This window comes from Streptomyces sp. CB03238 (assembly GCF_002099185.1).
Classification (GTDB): Bacteria; Actinomycetota; Actinomycetes; order Streptomycetales; family Streptomycetaceae; genus Streptomyces.
Genome location: NZ_NBCN01000013.1, coordinates 85,209 through 106,981 on the forward strand (window position 1 = coordinate 85,209; position 21,773 = coordinate 106,981).

Annotated in this window: 20 protein-coding genes; 10 read left to right on the plus strand and 10 right to left on the minus strand. The window is 71.3% G+C overall.

Annotation, left to right across the window (positions count from 1 at the left end; translation table 11 throughout):
* Positions 1-8 precede the first annotated feature (8 nt).
* A complete protein-coding gene (gene hpt / locus BKD26_RS24240; protein WP_084901943.1) occupies positions 9-572 on the minus strand; it encodes a hypoxanthine phosphoribosyltransferase in 564 nt (187 codons plus the stop codon).
* Positions 573-775: 203 nt separating this feature from the next.
* The gene (locus tag BKD26_RS24245) at positions 776-2,071 is read right to left on the minus strand and encodes an ATP-grasp domain-containing protein (RefSeq protein ID WP_084901946.1); all 1,296 of its coding nucleotides are present in this window, start codon (positions 2,069-2,071) and stop codon (positions 776-778) included.
* A gap of 76 nt (positions 2,072-2,147) precedes the next feature.
* On the opposite strand from BKD26_RS24245, the gene BKD26_RS24250 reads away from it, so the two are divergent.
* Both BKD26_RS24250 and BKD26_RS24255 read left to right on the plus strand, forming a co-directional pair.
* Positions 2,148-3,308, plus strand: coding sequence for a GNAT family N-acetyltransferase (locus BKD26_RS24250; protein ID WP_084901948.1), 1,161 nt, complete (start codon positions 2,148-2,150; stop codon positions 3,306-3,308).
* A gap of 49 nt (positions 3,309-3,357) precedes the next feature.
* Positions 3,358-4,587: an MFS transporter gene (locus BKD26_RS24255; protein WP_084901951.1), complete on the plus strand. Its 1,230-nt coding sequence runs from the start codon at positions 3,358-3,360 to the stop codon at positions 4,585-4,587.
* Between the two features lie 79 nt (positions 4,588-4,666).
* Here the strand turns inward: BKD26_RS24255 and BKD26_RS24260 are convergent, their stop codons facing one another.
* Positions 4,667-5,887 (minus strand): cytochrome P450, encoded by a 1,221-nt coding sequence (locus tag BKD26_RS24260; protein ID WP_241518803.1) that lies wholly within the window; start codon positions 5,885-5,887, stop codon positions 4,667-4,669.
* A 324-nt stretch (positions 5,888-6,211) separates the two neighbouring features.
* Between BKD26_RS24260 and BKD26_RS24265 the strand changes: the two genes are divergently transcribed.
* From BKD26_RS24265 to BKD26_RS24280, 4 genes are read left to right on the plus strand one after another with little or no spacing between them, the layout of a single operon-like run.
* Positions 6,212-7,255, plus strand: a complete 1,044-nt coding sequence (locus BKD26_RS24265; protein ID WP_179166668.1) for a radical SAM protein — start codon at positions 6,212-6,214, stop codon at positions 7,253-7,255.
* Between the two features lies 1 nt (position 7,256).
* Positions 7,257-7,742, plus strand: coding sequence for a methylaspartate mutase subunit S (gene glmS / locus BKD26_RS24270; RefSeq protein WP_206603706.1), 486 nt, complete (start codon positions 7,257-7,259; stop codon positions 7,740-7,742).
* Entirely contained in the window at positions 7,696-9,102 is a 1,407-nt protein-coding gene (locus BKD26_RS24275; RefSeq protein WP_084901956.1) for a hypothetical protein, read from the plus strand. The genes glmS and BKD26_RS24275 overlap by 47 nt, the downstream gene beginning before the upstream one ends.
* Positions 9,103-9,113: 11 nt before the next feature.
* Positions 9,114-10,337 carry a glutamate mutase L gene (locus tag BKD26_RS24280; RefSeq protein WP_084901958.1) on the plus strand — a complete coding sequence of 408 codons (1,224 nt, stop codon included), beginning with the start codon at positions 9,114-9,116 and terminating at the stop codon, positions 10,335-10,337.
* Positions 10,338-10,365: 28 nt separating this feature from the next.
* Here BKD26_RS24280 and BKD26_RS24285 read toward each other — a convergent pair whose 3' ends face one another.
* Positions 10,366-11,946 (minus strand): AMP-binding protein, encoded by a 1,581-nt coding sequence (locus BKD26_RS24285; RefSeq protein WP_179166669.1) that lies wholly within the window; start codon positions 11,944-11,946, stop codon positions 10,366-10,368.
* 200 nt (positions 11,947-12,146) lie between these two features.
* Here BKD26_RS24285 and BKD26_RS24290 point away from each other — a divergent pair, with 200 nt between their 5' ends.
* Positions 12,147-12,950 (plus strand): SUMF1/EgtB/PvdO family nonheme iron enzyme, encoded by an 804-nt coding sequence (locus BKD26_RS24290; RefSeq protein ID WP_179166670.1) that lies wholly within the window; start codon positions 12,147-12,149, stop codon positions 12,948-12,950.
* On the plus strand, positions 12,947-13,684 hold the full coding sequence (locus tag BKD26_RS24295) for an SUMF1/EgtB/PvdO family nonheme iron enzyme (protein ID WP_084901966.1): 738 nt from the start codon (positions 12,947-12,949) through the stop codon (positions 13,682-13,684). The genes BKD26_RS24290 and BKD26_RS24295 overlap by 4 nt, the downstream gene beginning before the upstream one ends.
* Positions 13,685-13,868: 184 nt before the next feature.
* Here the strand turns inward: BKD26_RS24295 and BKD26_RS24300 are convergent, their stop codons facing one another.
* From BKD26_RS24300 to BKD26_RS40470, 6 genes are all read right to left on the minus strand, one after another.
* The gene (locus BKD26_RS24300; RefSeq protein WP_084901968.1) at positions 13,869-14,900 is read right to left on the minus strand and encodes a hypothetical protein; all 1,032 of its coding nucleotides are present in this window, start codon (positions 14,898-14,900) and stop codon (positions 13,869-13,871) included.
* Between the two features lie 39 nt (positions 14,901-14,939).
* Entirely contained in the window at positions 14,940-15,908 is a 969-nt protein-coding gene (locus tag BKD26_RS24305) for an LLM class flavin-dependent oxidoreductase (protein WP_084901971.1), read from the minus strand.
* 32 nt (positions 15,909-15,940) lie between these two features.
* Positions 15,941-17,320: a cytochrome P450 gene (locus BKD26_RS24310; protein WP_084901974.1), complete on the minus strand. Its 1,380-nt coding sequence runs from the start codon at positions 17,318-17,320 to the stop codon at positions 15,941-15,943.
* A 9-nt stretch (positions 17,321-17,329) separates the two neighbouring features.
* Positions 17,330-18,478 (minus strand): serine hydrolase domain-containing protein, encoded by a 1,149-nt coding sequence (locus BKD26_RS24315; protein ID WP_179166671.1) that lies wholly within the window; start codon positions 18,476-18,478, stop codon positions 17,330-17,332.
* Entirely contained in the window at positions 18,475-18,681 is a 207-nt protein-coding gene (locus BKD26_RS24320; RefSeq protein ID WP_084901980.1) for a hypothetical protein, read from the minus strand. The genes BKD26_RS24315 and BKD26_RS24320 overlap by 4 nt, the downstream gene beginning before the upstream one ends.
* Before the next feature lie 106 nt (positions 18,682-18,787).
* Positions 18,788-19,060: a phosphopantetheine-binding protein gene (locus tag BKD26_RS40470; protein WP_179166672.1), complete on the minus strand. Its 273-nt coding sequence runs from the start codon at positions 19,058-19,060 to the stop codon at positions 18,788-18,790.
* Positions 19,061-19,308: 248 nt separating this feature from the next.
* Here BKD26_RS40470 and BKD26_RS24330 point away from each other — a divergent pair, with 248 nt between their 5' ends.
* Together BKD26_RS24330 and BKD26_RS24335 are read left to right on the plus strand one after the other, a co-directional pair.
* The gene (locus BKD26_RS24330) at positions 19,309-20,520 is read left to right on the plus strand and encodes a hypothetical protein (RefSeq protein WP_084901985.1); all 1,212 of its coding nucleotides are present in this window, start codon (positions 19,309-19,311) and stop codon (positions 20,518-20,520) included.
* A 60-nt stretch (positions 20,521-20,580) separates the two neighbouring features.
* On the plus strand, positions 20,581-21,720 hold the full coding sequence (locus BKD26_RS24335) for a hypothetical protein (protein WP_084901987.1): 1,140 nt from the start codon (positions 20,581-20,583) through the stop codon (positions 21,718-21,720).
* Positions 21,721-21,773 lie beyond the last annotated feature (53 nt).

Below are 21,773 nucleotides of genomic sequence, written 5' to 3' on the forward strand. Positions count from 1 at the left end.
TCGGGGGATCAGCCGGACGTCGCGGGCGCTGCCGTGGGAAGGCGCACCTCGTGGATGTCTTCGATGTTCCGGTGCCGTTCGGCGTAGTCGATGCCGTAGCCGGCGACCCAGTGTTCCGTGATGTCGAAGCCCACGTACCGTGGCTCCACCGGTTTGGCGACGGCGTGCGGCTTGCGCAGCAGCACGCATGAGTGCAGCGAGGCGGGAGCCTGCTCCCGGAAGCGCGCCAGCAGCCACGCGAGGGTGGTGCCGGTGTCGAGGATGTCCTCCACGACGAGGACGTCACGCCCGGTCAGGTCCTCACCGACGTCTTTGAGGAGCCGGGGCTCGCCGGCCGTGCTGCCCCGCCCGTAGGTGGACACGGCGGCCCAGTCCATGGCGAGCGGCAGGTCGATCGCCCGCGCCAGGTCGACGGTGAAGGCGGCCGCTCCCTTGAGGACGCCGATGACCACGAGATCCCGGCCTCTGTAGTCACGAGTGATCTCGGCGCCGAGCCCCCGGACCCGGTCCCTTATCTGCTCCCTCGTGAACAGCACGCGGGCCAGCTCGCCGCGTGCGGAATCCGTCCCCATCGCTCCCCCATGTTTTCGGCCGTTCGTGACCGCCTTGGGGGTGCCGGAGCCGCGGCACACGGCTCGCCCTGGTCACACCCCCGCGGTCGCAGAGCACAAGTGTTCGCCAACTTACAGGAGTTGTCTGGTTGTCGCACGAACTTTTGATTAAGCCGCGGTGGCGATGAGGGTGCTCCGGCGGGGCGACGGTTCGTGCCGCCCGCTCAGCGCTCGCCGTCCGCCTCTTCCATCCCGAAGATCTGTGCCCCCAGCCCGGCCGCGATGTCGAGGTGCGCGTTCCGCGGCACCGACTCCGCGGCGGCGCCGGGCCAGTAGCACTCGACATAGCCCTCGCGGTGCAGGTAGTTGGCCTGCTGCGCGCTGGAGACGGAACCGGGGGCGGCGAAGACCTCGTACGCGCAGACCGCCGCGTCGACCTCGCGGGCGGGGCGGATCTCGGCGATCCGGCCGGGCGGTGCCTTCAGGACGGCGATGGCGGCCAGGCCGCGGGGCCGGTGCGGCGGCGGGGCCGCGCCGTCGAGCCGGTCCAGATAGGAACGGACGTGGAGCTCGTACGGGGAGAAGCCCAGCGCGCGCTCCGCCAGGTCCAGGATGCCGTCTCCGGCGGTCCTCGCGCCGACCTCCATGACCTGGGGGGCCCGGTCGCCCTCCAGCCGGATCTCCACGTGCGCCACGCCACGGTCGAGACCGATGGCCTCGCAGGCCCGTACCGCGAGGTCGAGGACGTCCGTACGCGCCGAGTGGACGCTGGGTACGCGGTGGCCGACCTCGGCGAAGTAGGGCTTGGGGCCGTGGGACTTGTCGGTCACGGCCAGCACCCTGGGCCGGTCCCCGTGGGTGAGCACCTCGACGGACACCTCTTCGGTGAGGGTGCAGAACTCCTCGACCTGGATGCCCCTGTTCTTCACCGTGAAGGTCGCGGCGTTGGAATCGATGATTCCTCTCACCGTGGCGTACGCCTCGGCGATCTCGGACTCCTCCGTGATCAGCCGTACGCCGAGGCTGCCGCCGAACGCCGACGGCTTGATGACGCACGGCAGCCCCAGCTCGGCGACGGCCGCCCGCACCCCGTCGAGGTCGTCGGCCCGCACATAGCGCGGGGTGGCGACGCCCGCCGCCAGGAGACGGTCCTTCATCCGGTTCTTGTTGATGCCCGAGTCCTCGATGGCCCGGTGGCTGAGGAAGGGCAGCCCGTAGTGGTCGGCGATCAGCCGGCCCGGCATCAGCCCGGGGTCGAAGAACGGCACGACACCCGCCGGTGTCATCCCCGTCTCCTTCTCGAAGTCCAGGACCGCCCGCAGTGACGCCTCCGGGTCGCTGAAGTCACCGATGAGCACGTGGTCGAAAAACTTGGCCGCGCGGGCGTCCACGGAACGGGCGATGGTGACGACCGGACCGTCGAACACACGCAGAGCGGCGACAACCGCGCGTTCCCGCAGGGCCATTGTCGCCCCGAACACAAGCAGGTACTGGTCTTTTCCGGCAGCAGGTGATCCCATGGCCGCTAGGGTAGGACACCCGAAGAAGCGTTTAGTAGAGGACCGTTCGAACGCCAAGCGCAGGGGGCAACAGGCAATGGGGGCCGATTACTTCACCGATCCGCTGGGCGGACTCACCGACGCCGAGTGGGACGGGATGGCCGACGGCCGTTTCTACTCCTCGGCGTTCTGGTTGCGCCTGGTGGCGCTGGAAGCCGGAGCGGTCTCCGGCGGCCTCCATGTGGCCCTGCCGGGCGGCGGGCGCGCGGCCGTCCCTGTCGCGGCGACCGAGCCGGACGGCATGTCCAACCCGCACCTGCGCTGGCACGACGTGCTGACCCAGCGGGGCCTGCCGAGCCCGTCGGCGGGTGGCGTGCTGGTGGCGCAGCGCCGGGGCTATCTGGCGCACCTGCTGGCCACACCGGGCGTGGACCGCGTCGACGCGGCGGGCGCGCTGCTCGAGGCCGTACGCTCCCTGCCCGACCCCGTGGGCCCGTCCGGGTCGAAGGCGGGGCCGGCCCGCGTCGCCATGTACCTCACCACGGCCGATGTGCTGGCCCTGCGCGCGGCGGGGGTGCGGTCGATGCCGGTGGCCCTGACCGCGGACGCCTGGCTCGGGATCCCGCCGGGCGGGTGGGAGGAATGGCTGGAAACCATGGGGTCCAGCCATCGACGGCGGCGGGTGCGCAGCGAGGTCCGCAAGTTCGAACAGGCCGGATACCGCGTCGAGCACCGTGTGCTGCGGGACGCGTACACCCACGTGGGCCGGCTCGCCGCCAGGACGGAGCAGCGGTACGGCATCGAGGGGAACCCCGACGCCTACGTCGAGGCCTTCCGCAAGCACGCCGAGCTGGCGGGGGACCGGGCCGAGGTGCTGCTGTGCTCGCTCGGCGACGAGACGCCGGTGGGATGCTGCCTGTACGTACGCGACGGGGACACGGTCTACCTGCGGGCGGTCGGTTTCGACTACGAGCGTCTGCGGGGCGCCGCGGAGTACTTCAACCTCGCCTATTACCTCCCCGCCCGTATGCCCGGTGTGCGGTGGCTGCACGCGGGTATCGCCACCCCGGGCGGAAAGGCGCTGCGCGGGGCGGAACTGCGGCCGCTGTGGCTGCTCGATCTGACCTCCGGCAGTCCGCTGGAGGGCCGGGAGAACGATGTGCGGGCACACAATGCGGCGTTCCTGGACCGGCTGACCGCCGAATCGCCCGCCGTGACCAAGGCATTGCTCGAAGACGAGTGGAAGTCCTTTTGCTGATAAGCCAGTTGGCTTCGCACCGGATCGGCCCCGCCACTAGCGTGGTTCCATGAGGATCACCAAGACGGAGGTTCCGGCGGGAAGCCGGTTCGGGCCACTCGCGCACCGCAATTTCCGCCGCTTCTACATCGGCCACAGTGTCTCCCTCCTCGGCACCGGAATGGAAAGGGTGGCGGTCGCCTTCGCCGTACTCAGCGTCGGTGGCTCACCCGCCGATCTGGGACTGGTCATCGCCGGCGGGGTCACCGTCAACATCCTGTGCCTGCTGGCGGGCGGGGTCGTCGCCGACCGCTTCGGCCGGCGTTGGGTGATGCTCGTCAGTGACACGACGCGTTTCCTGGCGCAGGGCACCTTCGCCACCCTGGTGCTGATCGGACACGCGCCGGTGTGGGCGATGTTCCTGCTGCACGCGGTCCAGAACATAGGCACCGGTTTCTTCACGCCGGCGATGGCCGGGCTCACGCCCAGCATCGTCCCCACCGCCCAGCTGCAACGGGCCAACGTCCTCATCGGTGTGGCCAAGGACATCGGTGTCGTGGCGGGCCCGGCGCTCGCCGGACTCATCGTGGTGGCGACCAGTCCGGGCATAGCGCTCGCCATCGACGCGGCCACCTACCTGGCGAGCGTGGTCGCGATCGCGCTCGTCAAGATCCCGCCCTACGTCAAGCGGGCCACCAGGTCGCCGCTGGGCGATCTGCGGGAGGGATTCACCACATGGCGCTCGCAGACCTGGATCTGGCTCATCAGCGTCACCTTCGCCCTGTTCAACGGGCTGCTGTACGCGCCCTTCCTGGTGCTCGGTCCGATCGTCTCGGAGAGGGACCTCGGCGGGGGCGACAGTTGGGGCCTGATCCTCGCGGCCCTGGGCGCCGGTTCCATCCTGGTGGCACCGGTGCTGATGCGCTGGTCCCCCAGCCGGCCGGTGGTCGTGATCGTCCTGGCCCAGGGGGTGTGGGCACTGCCCGTGCTGTGTCTCGCCGTACCGATGCCGTTGCCGCTCACGGCGGCGGCCGCCGCGGCCGGAGGGGCCAGCCTCGCCGTCTTCAACGCGATCTGGACCACGCTGCTCCAGAGCCGGGTCGACAACGAGCTGATCGCTCGCGTCTCGTCGTTCGACGCGGTCTGCTCCTATTCGCTCTCGCCGGTCGGACTCGTGGCCGCGGCGGCGGTCGCCGAAGTGACGGGAACGGGCGCCGTGCTGTGGGCGGCCACTCTGTGGCAGGCCCTGAGCGCGGCGCTGCTCCTCGTCCTGCCGGCGGTACGCCGGGTGAAGGCCTGACCGGTTCAAGCGTGCGGCGGCCCGGCAGCGGATGCACGGCCTTGCCGCCGCCGGGCCGGGCCTCACCGCGCCCGGGCCGTCACCGCAGCCGGACCGGGAGGGTCTCCAGCCCGCGGATGAGGGTGCTGGGCCGCCATCGCAGCGTCTCCGGGTCCTCGGCGAGCGCCAGAGCGGGGAAGCGGTGCAGCAGCTTGCCGATCGCGATCTCGGCCTCCATCCTGGCGAGCGGAGCGCCCACGCAGTAGTGGATGCCGTACCCGAACGCCATGTGGCCCGACGCGTCGCGGGTGATGTCAAGCCGGTCGGCGTCGGGGAACCTGGAGCCGTCCCGGTTCGCCGACGACAGCGAGACCATGACGAACTCCCCTTCGGGGATCACCACGTCACCGAGCCGGAGCGGCTGTGTGGTGTAGCGGTACGTCGCGATGTTGAGCGGGCCCTCGAGCCGCAGGAACTCCTCGACCGCTCCGGGCAGCAACGCCGGGTCGGCGCGCAGGGCGGCCAGCTGGTCCGGGTCGCGCAGCAGCATCATCACGCTGTTGCCGATCAGGTTCACCGTGGTCTCGTGTCCGGCGACCAGCAGCAGGAACGCCATCGACCGCAACTCGGGGTCCGTGAGTCGGTCTTCGTCGTTGCGGGCGTGCACCAGCGCGGACAGCAGATCGTCCAGCGGGTGGTCCCGCTTCGACTCCACCAGCCTCATCAGGTAGTCGGCCATGCCCAGGGCGGCCGCCGCCATCTCCTCGTGCCGGGCGGCCGAGGTCATGGTGATGGACAGGTCGCGGAACTCGTCCTTGTCGCTGTCCGGAACGCCGAGCAGCTCGCAGATCACCGTGGTCGGCAGCGGAAAGGCGTAGGCGGACAGCAGGTCGACCTCGTCGTGCCCGGCCATCGCGTCCAGCAACTCGTCGGCGGCCTGCTCGACCCGGCCCCGCAGCCGCTCCACCCTGCGGGTGGTGAACGCCTTGTTCACCAGAGCGCGCAGCCGGGTGTGGTCCGGCGGGTCGGTGTTGAGCATGTGCCCGGCCAGGGCCAGCTCGGCCTCGAACGACTGGGGCTGGTCGGAGATGGAGTGCCGTTCCAGCAGCGGCACGGCGCTCAGCATGTCCTTGCTCACGGCCGGACTCGTCAGCACGGTCCGCACATCGGCGTAGCTCGTCACCAGCCACACCTTGATCCCGCGCGGCAGGATCACCTCCTGCGCGGGCTGCTCACCGCGCATGTGCCCGAAGAGCTCGTGCGGATTCTGCAGGAATTTCTCGTCCAGCCTCGTCAACGCCGCGATTCGTGCGTCAGACACGGTGTCCTCCCCCTGTCGATGCGGCCATACCCGCCAAGTGCCGCACGTTGTGCTGCGGGCTGAGCCTGCAGTTCGTTTGAAAGGTAACGGTGTGGGCCATGCATCCGCCGCCGGTGATCGGCACGGGGTACCGGCCGGGGCGGTCGCCCAGCGAGCGACGGGCACCCGAAGGCGCCGCTCACCTGCAACAACTGACCATATCCCGGCGGGAGTTGCGGGGCGGGGACGGCCAATGGGCCTTGTGGGCCGACGTACACCGTATCTATGCTGCAGCAGGTACGTGATCGCAGATGTTCATCCTTCAAACGATCAGGCGGGGGAGTCTTGTCTTTCAAGTCACTGGAGATGAGCAAGACCGGTTTCGGCAAGTTGCGCGCGATCGAGATAGGCGTCACCTCTCGATGCAACTTCCGGTGTTCCTACTGTGGCGCCTATGACCTCCAGGAGCGCCGCATCCTGTCCCTCGACGAGGTGAAGCAGACGGTCGAGACGCTGCCCGACCTGGAACGGGTCAAGCTGTCCGGCGGTGAGGTCCTCCTCGAGTTCGACCTCTGCGAAAGCATCGTCGCCTACTGCACCGAGAAGGGCATCCACACCCAGATCAACTCCAACGGAACGCTGCTGACGGACGAGAAGTTCGAGCGTCTGGAAGCGGCCGGCCTCGGGGTGCTGCACTTCTCCCTGAACCACACCGACGCCCAGAGCCACTCGGCGTTCTACAAGGTCACCGAGAAGATGTTCCCGAAGATCGTCAAGGCGATCAGCCGCTCGGTGGCGTCCCCCACGATCGACACCGTCGTCGAGACGATCCTGTTCGACGAGACGCACACCCGGATGGCGGACGTGCACCGGTTCGCCGCGGATCTCGGAGTGCGCAAGCACGAGGTCCAGATGGAGATCCCGGGCGTGCACCAGGGGTACGAGAACACCCTCTCCCCCGAGGTCATCTGTGACGCCATCTCGGACATGATCAGCGCCCGCGACCCGCGGACGTCGATCTTCTTCAGCTGCCTGTCCGCCTACTTCCGTCCGGGCACGGACTCCTGGAAGCGCCTCCAGCCGCTCCTGCGTGACCCGGGGGTCGTCTACGCCAGTTGCATCGAGGGCAAGGCGCAGCTCCACCTGCACTCCAACGGTGACGTGCTGATCTGTGAGCTCGGTGCGCCCGAGGTGATCGGCAACGTCTTCGACACCAATCTCCTGCGCATCTACGAGGAGAGCCCCAAGCTCCAGGAGTTCGTGCAGAGCAAGCACGAGGAGGACACGTTCTCGTGCTTCCGTCACTTCGACGTCCAGGGGCAGAAGCCGGGCAAGTCGTCGGTCACCATGCTCCCGATGCCCCAGCTGGCGACCCGTCCCCCTCAGTGAGGTGACCGACGGATCCTCCCCCGTGTCCGAGGGGCGGGCCGCACCAGGTGTCGTACTCGGTGTGATCGGCCACGACATCCACGTCGTGGCCAATCGCGTCCTGGCCCTCGGGCTGGCGGAGAACGGCTTCCAGCCGTTCAACATCGGTACGAACACGGAGGTCGACGACTTCGTCGAGGCGGCCCTGGAGACCGGCAGCCGTGCCGTGCTGGTCTCCTCGATCAACGGCGAGGGCGAGACGTCGTGCGTGGACATCGGCCGGACCTTCGCCGAGCGCGGTCTGGCCGATGTCCTGCTGTACATCGGTGGCAACCTCGTCGTGGGTGACCGGCCGACACGGGAGGTCCACCGGCTCTTCACCGGCTACGGCTTCCATCGGGTGTTCCACCGCCCGCCCGACTTCCACGAGGTCTTCCACGCACTCCGACAGGACTTGAACCATGGCAACGCCCAGCAGGGACGCCCGCCTGGACGAGTTGGACAGTGAGCGTTCCGCCCTGCTCGAACTCAGTGGTGAGATCCGGTTGGGCACCGGTACCGCGCGCGACCACCTGGCCACCCTTTCCAGGAGCCGGTTCGCGTCGCACGCCTACCGGACCCCTCACCACCGCCCCTACCTCCAGCCACGGGGCGGCTTCCCCACCACCGCCCGGCAGCGGGAGCTGACGCTGGCCTTCCACGAGGCCGGGGCCGACTTCATCCCGCTGACCGTCGACAGCCACACCCGGCACAACGACTACGCGGCAGCCGCCCGCCACCTGAAGACCGGCGTCGCCGAGGGGCGGGACCTGCTGAACGGCTACCCGCTGATCGCGCACGGGCACCTGGCCACCCGCGAGCTGTACCAGGGCGTGGACCGGCCGGTCAGCCTCCGCCACGGCACGCCCGACGCCCGGTTGCTGGTGGAGACGGCACTGGCCGCGGGGATCACCGACATCGAGGGCGGGGGGCTCTGCTACACGCTGCCGTACTCGCGGGACTATCCGCTGGACCAGGCGCTCATGCACTGGCAGTACGTCGACCGGCTGTGCGCCGTGAGTGGCCCTCCCGGCCTGCCCGTACACCGTGAGTCCTTCGGCCCGCTGACGGCCACGCTGGTACCGCCCGCCATCGTCGTCGCCGTACAGCTCTGCGAACTGCTGCTCGCCGCGGAGCAAGGGGTGACCTCCTTCTCGGTCGGCTTCGGGCACACCGGCAGTCTGGAGCAGGACCTCGCCACGGCACGTGTGCTGCGCGACCGGGCGAGCGCGCTCCTGGCCCGGTTCGGTTTCGCGGACGTGCACGTCAGCCTGGTCTACCACCAGTGGATGGGCGCCTTTCCCGTCGAGGCCTCGCTCGCCTGGCAGTTGATCGCCGTGTGCGCCACCGCCGCCGCGCTGATGCGGGCCGACAAGGTGGTGGTGAAGACGCCCGAGGAGGCACTCGGCATCCCCTCGGTGGAGGCCAACAGCGCGGCGGTACGCGCGGTGCGCTACGTACTCGACATGTTCCCCGAGGGCGGCTCCCTCACCGGGGAGACGGTGGACGAGGAGGCCGCGCTGATCGGCAGTGAGGTCGACCGGGTGCTGGAGCACGTCTTCGACGATCCGTCCCCGGCCTTCGCGCAGTCGGTGTTCCGGGCCGTACTGGCCGGCGTGATCGACGTGCCGTTCGCTCCGCACGAGCAGAACGCGTCACGGCTGGTGACCGACCGCGGCGCCGGCCGGCGGATCCGGATCCTGGACCCCGGATCGGTGCCGGTCTCGGCGTCCGACCTGCGCCGGGAACGGCAGCTCGCGGGCTCCGGCCGACCACAGGAGGGACCGCTCTGGGAGCGCCTGCTCAACGATCTGCGCGTCCTGGCGTGAGAAAGGGCTCCATGACGGTGACGGACTCCTCGGCGGCGCCCGTCTGGCTGCTGGATGTGGGCAGTACGGTGATCACGTTGTGCCGCGCCCGGCCGGTGGGGCCGGCGGACGCGGTGGTACGCGTCGCCCGGCAGCCCGGTACGGCACCGGGTGATCAGGCCGTGGAACTCCTGGCCCGGCACGGCTTCGACCCGTCGACGGACCGGCTGAGGGCCTGCAGTTCGGCCAACGGCGGGCCCACGGTCGGGGTGGCGGGCATGACGGGCCGGTACAGCGTCGCGGCCGCGGTCCGCGCCGCGGTGTTCGCCGGCGCCGAGGTCGCCTACACCCGGGCGCTGGACACGCCGGTCGACGGCCCGCTGCGGCCGGTCGACGTCCTGCTGCTGGTCGGCGGGGTGGACGGTACGGACCACCGGCGCCTCGACGCCGCCGTACGCGCGGTGCGCCTGGCGGAGCACCCTCACCGCGTCGCGGTGTGGGCCGGCGCGCGGGACGCGGCGGCCGTCACGGCGCTGCGGCCGCGCTACCGGGTGGACAACGTGCTCGACGTACACCTGCGTGCCCAGTGCGGCCCACTGTCCGAAGCACTGCGCCGGATCCACCTGGACGACCTCGTCGACCGCGAGGGGCTTCGGGCGTTGTCGGAGCTCACCGAGGTACCCGTGCTGCCCACCCCCGAGGTGGTCGCCACGGCGGCTCGCCGACTGGCCACGCACGCGGAAACGGGCGCGGACGCGCCGGTGCCGTTCGTCGTCCTCGACGTGGGCGGAACGACCACCGATGTCCACTACGGCACCGCCGGCGGCGCGGACCACGTCGAGAGCCATGTCTTCACCGGCCTCGGTGTCGGCGGCGCGCACCGCTCGCTGCTCGCCCGGCTCGCGGACGCCCCGTACCTCGGCGACTTCGTCCACGCGGTGTCCCCCACGGGCCACCGGGCGCGCTACCAGCGGCTCCGCGACGGCGACGCGACCGCGCTGCCGACCCGCGACGCCGTCCTCGGGTGCGCCTTCCTGGCCCTGCGTGACCTGCACGAGCGCCATGGCGTCGAGCTGGGACGGGCCGCCCGCCTCGTCGTCACGGGGGGCGCCGTCGGCGGCCTCGAACCGGCCCTGCTGGCCAGGGTCGCCGAGGCCGCCTGCGGCCTCGCGCCCTCGTCCTCGCGCTGTGCCGTGGACGAGGCGCCGCTCCTGTGGACGCGTGGGCTGCTGGGCCCGCGGCCCGTCGGGGCGTGACGTCCGGCCGTGGGCCGGCGCCCCGGTGTCAGCGACCGTCGCCCGCCCCGGCGTCCAGGAGAGCGGCGGCTTCGGCCGCGAGGGCCTGCCGGTCGATCTTGCCGTCGTTGCCGGTGGACGGAAGGGTGTCGCGCTGCCACAGGTGCCGGGGCACCATGTGGGACGGCAGGCTGTCCTTGAGGAAGCCGCGGAATTCCGTCTCGTCCACCGGCTCGGTGTCCGAGGACGAGTAGAACAGCGCGATGTCCTCGCCGATCTCGATGTTGCGGACCCCGACGGCGGCGCATGCCCCGATGCCGGGGTACCGGGCCGCGATCTCCTCGACCTCCGTCGGGCTGACCCGGAAGCCGGACGTCTTGATCATGGCGTCGCGCCGCCCGACGAAGTAGAGGTAGCCCTCCTCGTCCTTCGTCACGATGTCCCCGCTGAAGACCACCCGCTCACCGGGGTACCGCGGCAGCGTGCGGAACCTCGCGGCCGTCTCCTCGGGCGCGTTCCAGTAGCCCTTGCTCACGCAGCCGCCGCGGTGCACCAGCTCGCCCCGCTCGCCGGGACCGACCTCGCGCAACTCCTCGTCGAGGACCAGGATCTCCACGTCCGGTATCGCCCTGCCGATCGAGTTCGGCCTCTTGGCGAGCTGCTCCGGATCCAGGTACGTCGAGCGGAACGCCTCCGTCAGCCCGTACATCAGGAAGACCCGGGCCGCCGGGAAGGTCTGCGCCAGTTCGTCGAGCATCCGCTGCGAGACCGCTCCGCCGGAGGTCGACACGTACCGTACCGAGGACAGGTCGTACGAGGGCCGCCGGCGCAGCAGCCGGGGGTCGAACAGCCGGGTGATGATCACCGGCATGACGGGCAGCACCGTGATCCGCCGCTCGCGCAGGAAGCGGAAGGCGTCGGCGGGGAAGACCAGTTCGTGCAGGCAGAGGCAGGCACCCGTGAGGAGGGCCTGCCAGAGCTGGTTCAGCCCGTAGTCGAAGTTGAGCGACAGCAGGCTTCCGATCCGGTCGTCGGTACGGGTCCCCAGGTACGCGGCGGTGATACGCGCGCCGTCCGTGATGTTGCGGTGGGTGACCATGATGCCCTTGGGGCGTCCAGTGGATCCCGACGAGTAGATGATCGCCGCCACGTCGGATCCGATCGACGCCCCGGCGGCCCTCCCGCTCTCCTCGGCGCGCAGCCGCGGCAGGATCAGTGCCGGATCGACGTCGGCCTCCTGCCCGTACAGCAGGGGTACGTCGGGCACCGCTTCGGTGACTTCCCGGGCGCGTACCTCGTCGGTGATCACCAGGCGCATCCCGGCATCGCGGACGATGTGAGCGACACCCTCACGCTTCAGCTTCGGCAGCACGGGGACCACGATCGCGTCCGCGAGCAGGATGCCCAGGATGGCGATCGCCTGGTCGGCGCTCTTCGCCATGCAGACGCCCACCCGGTCACCGCGTCGCACACCGGCCCGGCCGAGCGCGGCGGCGGTCGCGGCCGCCGCGTCGCGCAGTTCCCGGAAGGTGAGTGACTGTTCGGCGTCCTCCAGCGCGGGACGTGAACCGAACTCCTCGGCGGCAAAGTCGACGAGAGCTTCGACGGTCGTTATGCAAGGGGTCCTCATTCCGGCGATCATAATCAGCCCTCATCCGGTCGTCGGCCGCTTCCCGGGAATCGTCCGCACCCGCCGTCCCGTACCCTGCGGGGCTTGCTCCCCCGTGGGCCTCCTGACACGATGTTGGTTCCTGCCGGACTGCGAAGTAACCGCACTCAATGGGCACTTGGGGGTATGGAGTGCAGGGCGTCATACATCGGACCTTCACCATGGTGGACTTTCCCGGCCGCCGGTTCACGGTCGGGTCGCCGGACCCGGCCCACCACGCGGAGCCGATGCACGAGGTGGAGATCGCCTCCTTCCGCCTCGCCGACCGTTGTGTCAGCGCCGCCGACTTCCACGCGTTCCTGCGCGACGCGCCCCACGACATCGATCACACACTGATCGACTGCATCGATCCGGCCTTCATCGTGAACAGGGCGGGCGCGTTCGAACTCCGCCCGGGCTGCGGCGACTTCCCCATGATCCAGATCAGCTACTGGGGCGCGGCGGCCTACTGCAACTGGCTGTCACGGCTGGAAGGGCTCGGGCCCGTGTACGACCTCGGGGCACGCACCGCCGACCTCGGACGCGACGGGTACCGCCTGCCCACCGAGGCCGAGTGGGAGGCCGCCTGCCGGGACGGGCGGCCGGACGGATCACCACCGGGGCCCGAGGAGTGCAACTCGGCCGACGCGGGCCCTGCGTGCCGCGCCCTGCGGGCGGGCGAGACGCAGGCCGGCACCTTCCTGCCGGGCACGCCCGCCCCCGTGCCGGTGGCGAGCCTGCCGCCGGACGCCGCGGGCCTGCACCAGATGCTCGGCAATGTGCGCGAGTGGTGCCACGACCGCTTCGGCGGGTACGCCCCCGGATACCAGCGCCATCCCGTCGGAGCCTCCCGTGGCGCCTTCCGGGTGGTGCGCGGCGGGTCGTTCGCCGACCCGGCGGAGGCCATCGGGCCAGCGAGCCGCATGGCCGCGCACGAGGACACACGGTGCGAGGTCTACGGCTTCCGGGTGGTGTGCCAGGGATGACGACGTACGACGAATCCCTCGTCGAAGGCGGCTCCGGACGGGCCGGGGCGGACGACGTGCCGGCCTTCGCCGAGGTCCCGGCGGGCGAACTGCCGGCCTCCGCCGGGGCTGCCACGCGCACGCCCGGGTTCGGCCTCTCCGTGCTCCCGGTCACCGTCGGACAGTACTGGCGCTTCCTGCTCGACCAGGGGCGGTACGAGGCGTCCCTGCCGGAGCTGCACGCGTTCCCGGCGCAGTACGGCACCGGGCTGCGCACCGGCCCGGCCGGCGCCGTCGTGCTCGACGAGGACCTCGGTGGCCTGCCGGTGACCGGTGTGACCTGGCGCGGGGCGGTCGCCTACTGCGAGTGGCTCGCAGCCCGGGTGGGAGGCCACTGCCGGCTCCCTTCGGCGGCGGAGTGGCAGTACGCGGCCGCCGGCCCGCGGCGGCTGCGCTGGTCCCTCGGCGACGAGTTCGACCGCGCGGCGTACGCGCCCCAGGCGGACGGCCCCCGCCCGGTCGGCACCACCGAGGCCAATGCCTTCGGCCTGCGGGACATGACCGGGAACGTCTTCGAGTGGTGCGCGGACGAGCTGACCGGCCCGTCCGGGGAGCGGCTCGGTTCGCGCGTCATCAAGGGCGGGGCGTACACCGTGCGCAATCCGGAGAGCTTCGAGAACGCGACGGTCTTCACCGCGGACGAGCTCAGCACCCTGCCGTACATCGGCTTCCGGGTGCTGCGCACCGCCGGGTAGCCCGGGGCGGCCCGGGGCCCCCGAAGGGGGCCGGGAGCCGCTTGAAGGGGCCCACGGTGGTCCGGGCGGGCCCGCGGTCGCCCGAGCGGCCCGGAGCCGCCCGAAGGGGCCCGGGAGCCGCCCGAAGGGGGCCGGGCCGCCCGAGTGGGCCCGCGGTCGCCCGGAGGGACCCGGGCGACCATCCTCAACGCGCGGCAGCGACCCAGTCGTCCAGGGCGCGCAGCACCCGCTGCGCGCCCTGGACGTCGTCCGCCGCCATGGCGACGTGCAGGGCGCGACGCAGCAGGGCCGCTCCCTGGGCGGTGGGCCCGAGGCGGCGGCGCAGGACGCCGGCGAGTCCCAGGCACAGGGTCACCTCGGCCCCGGGGGCCTCCGCCAGGTCGAGGTCCGCCAGCCCGCGGCGGTACACCCGCTCGGCGTCCTCCCATCGCCCCGCTGCCGCCATGCCCTCCCCGTTCAGCAGGCAGGCCCAGGCGAGCGTGGGGGCCGCCAAGGGGCGCAGCCGCTCGTCGACGGGCTCCTCGAAGAGGGTGGCGAGCCGCTCCAGGTACGGGCGGGCCTCCTCGTGCCGGCCGGCGCCGCTGAGGGTGCGCGCCGCGGTCGCCACGGCCCGGAGCGTACCCTCGGCGTGGTGCAGCAGCTCGAACTCGGCCGCCGCCCGGGCGGCCTCCTCGGCGGCGAGTTCGCCGTCCACCGGGGAGACGGCCAGGGCCGAGTGGAGCAGGGCCCAGGCGGCCTGCACCGGGTCCCCCGCGCGGCGGGCGCAGGAACGTGCCGCCACCGCGCAGGCGCGGGCCTTCTGCCGGCGCCCGAGGACGCAGGAGTAGTGCCAGGACGCGTGGTTGAGGAAGGCCGCTTCGGCCCCGGTCTCCCCGAGCGCGCGTGCGGCGTCCCGGCCGCGGGCGAACACCTCCTCCCACGGTCCGTCGCCGGCCCAGTGACCGGAGAACCAGTACACGGCCCCGGCCGCCTCCATGACCCGGCGGTGGTCGCCGGCCGCCGCCACCGCCCGCAGCGCGGCCAGCCAGTGCGGCGCCTCCCGGCGCAGCCACTGGGCCGCCTCGGCCCGGCCGTCCTCGGCCGCGCCCGGCGCGAACCGGTACCCGGCGGAGCTCGCGTGATCCAGCACCCGGTGGTGGCGTGCGAGCGCCCCCTGGTGCGGGCCTCCGCCCGGCCGGCCCGTCGCACCGCCGCGTGCGTCGGGAAACGACGACACCGGTATTCGGGGTGTCCCCGACACCTGCTCCCCCTACGTTCAGGAGTGTCCGCCGGCCTGCAACACCCGTCCTATGAATGCGTATTCACCGGCGTCGTTGGGCAGGTCGATGATCACGTCCGTGACTCCCAGCTCCTGGCAGGATCGCAGCCACGCGGCCACCTGCTCCACCGAGCCGACCAGCTTGGGCGCGTCGATTCCCCGCGCCGGCGCCCCGTACCAGAGGCGCTCGTCGTGCACCTCCTGCTCCTCGGCGAGGGCGTAGCTCTGGGTGTGCTCACTGGAGACGACCTGGGACATGAACATCCGGCCCGCCACCTGCTGCCGCCTGTCCGGCCCGCTCAGGGCACGGGCGGCCTCCCACGCCTCTTCCTCGGTGTCCCGTGCCACCACCCCGACCAGCATGGAGATCCGGTCCACCTGCTGTTCCTTGCGGGCCCGCGCGATGCTTTCGGAGAGGATCTCGCGTGGCCTCGCCATCATCAGTACGCAGTCGGCGGGCACCAGGCCGGGTGTCGTCGAGGAGGGCGTGACGACCTGCGAGAAACCCACGCCGGGGTCGCACCGCACATCGAGCTCCGCCCTCAACCGCTCGGCGTAGCGGCCCAGTTCGGCACGTGCCGCGATCTTGTCCTTCCGCTCGTCGTCCGTGGCGCGGGAGGAGCGGGTGGCCCCGGCGACCACATTGACGTGGGTGGGACGCCGGAACCGGTAGCCCAGGTCGGCGACCCTGCGCGCCACCGACTCGACGCTCTCCTGATGCGGGCGCACGGCCACGATCGGTTCGAGCGCGGTGGAGCCCGCCAGCACGTCGAACGCGGCCAGCCAGGGGTCGAGGGCGACGGGAAAGTCGTAGACGAACGCCCCCGTCACACCGATGCGTTCGGCGGCCGCCATGAAGGCGTTCAGCCGCTCCAGGTAGTCCTCGGGTTCCAGCTTGCCGCCGAAGCCGAACTTCGCGGAGTGCGGGGGGACGATGAAGTTCAGCGACAACGGCCAGGTGGACACGGGTGGTTCCTTCCCTTGCGACTCTGCGGGCGTCACCGGGGAGCTCCGACCGGTGGCCTGACCGCCCGCACCGACACCGGGACCCCGCCGTCCGGCCACATCGTGGCGACACCCGTGGGCGGGACGGCGTCCGTGGCCAGCGTGAGGTCGGCACGCCGGGCCAGCTCGGCGATGAGGACCTTCAGCTCCAGCTCGGCGAAGGCGTACCCGATGCACCGCCGGTAGCCCCCGCCGAAGGGGACGAAGCTGTAGGGCACGGGCTCACGGTAGTCCGGCGCCTCGCGGTTCCAGCGCTCCGGGCGGAACTCCAGTGGCGCGTCCCACAGTTCGGGCATCCGGTGCGTGACGTACTGCGAGTAGAGCACCTTGGCGCCGGCGGGTATGACGTGCCCGGCGAACTCGAAGTCCTCCACCGACGTCCGGCCGGTCAGCACACCGGGCGTGTAGAGGCGCAGGATCTCCGAGACCGTCCAGCCGATGTAGTCCATGCGGCCGACCAGTTCCGCCGTGAGCGGCTCGTCCCCCGCGACCTCCGCCACTTCCTCCCGTACGCGCCGCAGCGCTTCGGGGTGCTTCAGCAGGGCGTACACGGCCCATCCCGCCGCCGAGCTGCTGGAGTCGTAGCCCGAGGCGATGAGGCTGATGACCTGGTCGCGCACTTCCAGGTCGGCGAGGTGGTCACCCTCGAAGTACGACTCCAGCAGGGCGTCCAGGACGTCACCCTGGTCGTTGGGCTCGGCCCGCCGCTTGGCGATCTCGGCCCGTACGTGGCGGTCGACACGCTCGCGCGCGGCCATGGCCCGGCGGTAGGCGGTACCCGGCAGGTCGTGGTCGAAGCGCAGGAAGGGCGAGCGGTTGATGTAGTTCAGCGCGGTCTGGAGTTCGCGGCCGATCTCGTCGGTGTGGGCCTTCAGCCGGTCGCCGAAGAGCGACCGGATCGCGATCCTCCTGATGCAGGATCGCACGTCGGCGAAGGCGTCGACGTCATGGCCCGGCCGCCAGCCACTGATCATGCGGTGGATCTCGTCCACCATGACCGGGACGTAGCCCTCGATCCGCCTGCGGGTGAAGGCGGGGCGGACCAGCGCCCGGCGCCGGCGGTGGTCCTCTCCGTCGCTGACGACCATCGCGTTGGCACCGACGACCGGGATCAGCAGGGTGAGGACGTCGCGCGAGAGGAACTTGGGGTTGCGCGGTGCGTCCGTCAGCAGCAGCTCGTTGGCCTCGGCGCCGAAGAGCAGGACGTACTTCTGGCTGCCGACGCCGAACCTGCAGACGGGCCCGTAGGCGCGGTGCAGTTCGAGCAGCGCCTCATAGGGCTTGCCCAGCAGGCCCCTGACATAACGGCGGTGGCCGAACGTGGTGGGGCCCGGCAGTCGGTTGACCATGGCCCTGGTACGGGAGTCTCCCATTGTCCGCCCCTACTCCGGCTGCTGCGACGACGCGGGCTGCCTGCCCGCGCGGGGCAGGCGCGGCAGTCCGAGGTCGTCGTAGAGGGCGCGTACGAGTGCGTAGCGGCGGGCGAAGGTCTTGACGTCGTCCAGCCTGCCGTTCCAGTAGACCGCCACGACCAGGTCGAACAGCGGGTCCACCAGCAGCGTGGAGGTGTTGCCGCCGGCGTGGCCGAAGGTCCGTACCGAGGTGCGGCGCCCGAAGATGGCCGGCTGTGTCATCACCCCGAGCCCGTAGGGGAAGTCCGTGTCGCAGATGGACCGGTCCGGGGAGCCGGGCCAGTGCGTGGCCGTCAGCGCCTCCACCGTCGCGGGACCTACGAGGGGGACGCCCTGGTGGACGCCCTTGTTCAGCAGGACCTCGCCGACCACACGGAGGTCTCGTACGGCTCCCCATACGCCGACCCCCGGCAACGGCAGGGCGCTGGCGAGCTGCATGTACCGCAGGCCCTCCTCCTGGTCCGCCGACGCGGTGACCGTGACCTGCCGGTCCTCGGGCAGGGCGGGGTCGATGCCCAGGGTGGCCGTGAGGCCGAGGCGGCGGAGCATCGAGCGGTAGCTGTCCCCGGACTGCCCGCCGTCGAGGGCGTTGAGCAGCCGGTCCAGTACGTACCAGGTGGTCACCGGGTTGTAGACCATCCTGCTTCCGGGCAGCGGCCCGGCGGGGGCGTCGCAGACGACCGCCCAGATCAGTGCGTCGATGTCCGACCAGGCGAAGTCCCCGAGGTCCGTGCCGCCGGTGTCGACGGCCAGTACCGGGTCCGCCATGCCCACCGTGTGGGTGAGGACGTCGCGGACGCGGACCCGTTCCTTGCCGCCGCCGGTGAACTCGGGCAGCACTTTCGACACCGGTGTGTCGAGGTCCACGGCGCCCGACTCCCAGGCGAGGGCGAAGGCCAGGGCGCCGAGCGGCTTGGAGGAGCAGGTCCAGGGGACGAAGGTGTCGGTGGTCATCGGGTGGCCGGCGCCGTTCTCGCCGACGGCGAGGTCGACGACCTGTCCCCGGTAGGAGACGGAGAGCTGCACCCCCGTCTCGATGCCGCGCTCGATCTCGGCGTCGAACAGCCGCCGTACCGCATCGAGGTGGAGTTCCGTGGTGGTGGTGGTGGTCGTGGTCATGAGGACGCGGCTCCCGGGGCGGTGGAGTAGACCAGCTCGTACACGTCGCGGAGCGTCGCGGTGTCCCATCGGGCGACCAGGTCCGCCTCCACGTCGGCGGGCAGGTCGGTCCCGATGTCGTCGAGCCAGGCGAGTACCGCGTAATCCCCGGCGGCCAGCCGGCTCAGCGGCACGGTGTCGTAGTCCGTTGCCTCGGCCGTCACCAGAAGTGGACGGACGAATTCCTCAAAGGTGGGTATGCAAGAACTCATCTCGGTGCTTTCTTCCGTCTGTTCGGAAATGGCGAAGCCGGCCGGGCGCCGCGTGGCGTCAGATCCGCTCGCCGAGCATGGACCGGACCGCGGCCTCGAGAGAGGACAGGTACTCGAAGGTCTCGCGCACCAGCAGCTCGTCCGGGAACTGCACGCCGAAGCGCTCCTCGATGGTGAGGACCAGTTCGATCGCGGACATCGAGTCCAGGCCCAGGTCGGGAAGCCGGACCGTGTTCCACTCCACATCGGGCGGCACGCTCCGGAGATGACCGCTGAGTGTGTCCACCAACCGGTCCGTCATGGCCGAGTCGGTTGCGCCTGTGCCGCTCAAGAGCCCCCCTCTCCTTGCGGTCCGCCCGGGTGACAATGCGCCTGTCGAGGCTGAACAACCCGCCTGTGCACGGGTTTTGGGCCGGACGCCCCGCGTCTTCCGAACGCAAGTACAGTAAGCGCGCGATCTAGCCGCCGCAAGCGCGGCCGAGCGCGAGCGGTACCTGCTTCGGCCGTGAAAACAGCACATCCGCCGCGGAATTGACTCAATGCCGCCGTAGGCGACGAACCAGGAACGGACGCTGCGACATGACCGAACGCACTCTCCGGGAGGCCGCCGAACGGTTCGGCACCCCGCTCTACGTCTACGACCTCGCGGAACTGCGGCGCCGGGCCGCGGAGCTGTGGTCGGTCCTGCCCGAAACGGCGAGCCTGCTCTACTCGCTGAAGGCGAACCCCCATCCCGCGGTCGTGGCCGAACTCCGCCGGGCCGGCTGCCGGGCCGAGGTCTCCTCGTCCGGGGAGCTGGCCGTGGCCCTGGAGGCCGGGCACGCGCCGGAGGGGATCCTCTACACCGGCCCCGGCAAGTCGGCTGCCGAGATGGAGGAGGCGCTGGCGCGGGGGGTGACGTCGTTCTCCTGCGAGTCGGCCGCCGAGCTGCGCCGTCTCGGCCGGGCGACCGCCGCGACCGGGCGGCGGGCCGGGGCACTGCTACGGCTGCAACCGCCGACAGGCTCCAAGGCGGGCCTGTCCATGGGCGACGGCCGCCAGTTCGGGTTCACGCCCGAGGACGCCGTACGGGCCTGCGCCGAGGTGCCGAGCGGGGTCGGGGTCCGCGGCTGCCACGTGTACCTCGGATCGCAGTTCCCCGACGTCGAGGCGTTGCGGGACGGTTTCGCCACGGCCAAGAGCACCATGGAACTGGTCGCCCGCGAGGCGGGGATCCCGCTCGGCGTCGTCGACCTGGGCGGCGGCTTCCCCTGGCCGTACGCCACACCCGGCGCGGGCGCCGTGCTGACCGGCCTGCGGGAGGAGCTGGACAAGCTGCTGTCCACGTGGCCGACGGGGCCGGCGCCCCAGATGTACTTCGAGTCGGGCCGGCGCCTGGTCGCCTCGGCCGGCCATCTGCTGACCAGGGTGCTGGACGTCAAGGAGCGCCCGGAGGGCACGATCGTCGTGCTGGACGCCGGGATCAACGTCCTCGGTGGAATGAGCGGCCTGGGCAGGGTCCTCCGCCCCGCCACCGGTTTCGTCAACCTCTCCGCCGGCGACGACCGCGAACCCGTCACGGCCGACGTGGTGGGCCCACTGTGCACCCCCCTGGACCGGCTCGCGGTCAGGACCACCCTGCCGCAGCCGCACGAGGGCGACCTGCTGTGCGTACCCAATGTCGGCGCCTACGGGCCGACCGCGAGCCTGACGCGCTTCCTGAGCCGCCCCCCGGCCGTGGAGGCGGTCTACGACGGAGACCGGCTGGTCTCGGCGTCGCGGGCGGTCGTCTCGTACGAGGTGGTCGAGTAGCGGCGTTCGGCATGGGCGGGGTCCGTGACCCGGCGATCACGGGTCCCGTAGCGTGGGGTCATGTCCCCACGATTCTTACGACTCGCCGCCGCCTCGCTCGCTCTCCTGGGGGCCCTCGTGGTCACCGGAGTTCCGAGCGCGGCAGCGGCCTCCGCCGAATCCGACGTACGGACCACCGCGGGACCTGAACTGCCCGCGCCGGCGGGCGCACTTCGGATCGGCAGCAGAGCGTTGCACCTGAAGGACACGTCACGGCCCGACCCGTGGAAGCCCGGCAAGGACTTCCGGGAGCTGATGGCCACCGTGTGGTATCCGGCCGTGAGTTCGTCCGGCCGTGCGGCGCCGTTCATGTCCGCGCAGCTCTCCACCGCCGCCTTCGGCACCGATGCCCTCAGCACGGTGCGCACGCACTCGACGGTGGACGCGGCCGCGCTGCCCGGGGCGCGGCCGCTGGTGGTGCTGTCCCCCGGATACGGTATGACGCGCGTGTCGCTGACGTCGCTGGGCGAGGAGCTCGCCTCCCGGGGGTATGTCGTGGCCGCGCTGGACCACACCTACGAGGCGTTCGTGGAGTTCCCCGGCGGGCGCCTGGAGCCCTGTCTGATGTGTACGGGCCAGGGCAATGCCGACGTGGTGCGCAGCCGGGTCAAGGACATCGGCTTCCTGCTGGACCAGTTGACCGGACCGGGTTCGGGGCTCCCCGTCGACGGTTCCCGGATCGCCGTGGTGGGTCACGCCATAGGCGGAGCGAGTGCTGTCGAGACCCTGAGCGAGGATCCTCGCGTCGACGCCGCCGTCAACATGGAGGGCACCTTCTTCACGGAGCCGCCCCAGGAGCCGGTGTCCCGGCCGGTGCTGTTGCTGGGTGCCCAGTGGCCCACGGCCGGTGGGACGCCCGCGGCCAACTGGGTGGAACGGTGGGGCGGCCTGGCCGGTTGGAAGCGGTGGCTCAGTGTGCCCAGCGCGGGCCACCTGTCCTTCAGCGACGCCCACTGGCTGTACGAGCACTTCGACCTGAGCGGGGTGATTCCGCCCGAGCTGGAGCCGCAGCTGTTCGGCACCCTCTCCGGTGACCGGGCCACGGTGATCACCCGGGCCTATGTCGGTGCCTTCGTCGACCGCCATCTGCGGGGCGTGCCGCGCCCGTTGCTCGATGGGCCGTGCGCGGCGTTCCCCGACGTCGCGTTCGTACGTCCGTAGCGTCCCGGTCGCGACCACGGGGCAGGAGCCGGCCGGACGGCCGGTGCCTGCCC

Coding starts and splice junctions, on each gene's coding strand:
- hpt (WP_084901943.1), bottom strand. CDS start 572: ATGGGGACGGATTCCGCACGCGGCGAGCTGGCCCGCGTGCTGTTCACG.
- BKD26_RS24245 (WP_084901946.1), bottom strand. CDS start 2,071: ATGGGATCACCTGCTGCCGGAAAAGACCAGTACCTGCTTGTGTTCGGG.
- BKD26_RS24250 (WP_084901948.1), top strand. CDS start 2,148: ATGGGGGCCGATTACTTCACCGATCCGCTGGGCGGACTCACCGACGCC.
- BKD26_RS24255 (WP_084901951.1), top strand. CDS start 3,358: ATGAGGATCACCAAGACGGAGGTTCCGGCGGGAAGCCGGTTCGGGCCA.
- BKD26_RS24275 (WP_084901956.1), top strand. CDS start 7,696: ATGGCAACGCCCAGCAGGGACGCCCGCCTGGACGAGTTGGACAGTGAG.
- BKD26_RS24280 (WP_084901958.1), top strand. CDS start 9,114: ATGACGGTGACGGACTCCTCGGCGGCGCCCGTCTGGCTGCTGGATGTG.
- BKD26_RS24285 (WP_179166669.1), bottom strand. CDS start 11,946: ATGAGGACCCCTTGCATAACGACCGTCGAAGCTCTCGTCGACTTTGCC.
- BKD26_RS24290 (WP_179166670.1), top strand. CDS start 12,147: ATGGTGGACTTTCCCGGCCGCCGGTTCACGGTCGGGTCGCCGGACCCG.
- BKD26_RS24295 (WP_084901966.1), top strand. CDS start 12,947: ATGACGACGTACGACGAATCCCTCGTCGAAGGCGGCTCCGGACGGGCC.
- BKD26_RS24310 (WP_084901974.1), bottom strand. CDS start 17,320: ATGGGAGACTCCCGTACCAGGGCCATGGTCAACCGACTGCCGGGCCCC.
- BKD26_RS24315 (WP_179166671.1), bottom strand. CDS start 18,478: ATGACCACGACCACCACCACCACCACGGAACTCCACCTCGATGCGGTA.
- BKD26_RS24330 (WP_084901985.1), top strand. CDS start 19,309: ATGACCGAACGCACTCTCCGGGAGGCCGCCGAACGGTTCGGCACCCCG.
- BKD26_RS24335 (WP_084901987.1), top strand. CDS start 20,581: ATGTCCCCACGATTCTTACGACTCGCCGCCGCCTCGCTCGCTCTCCTG.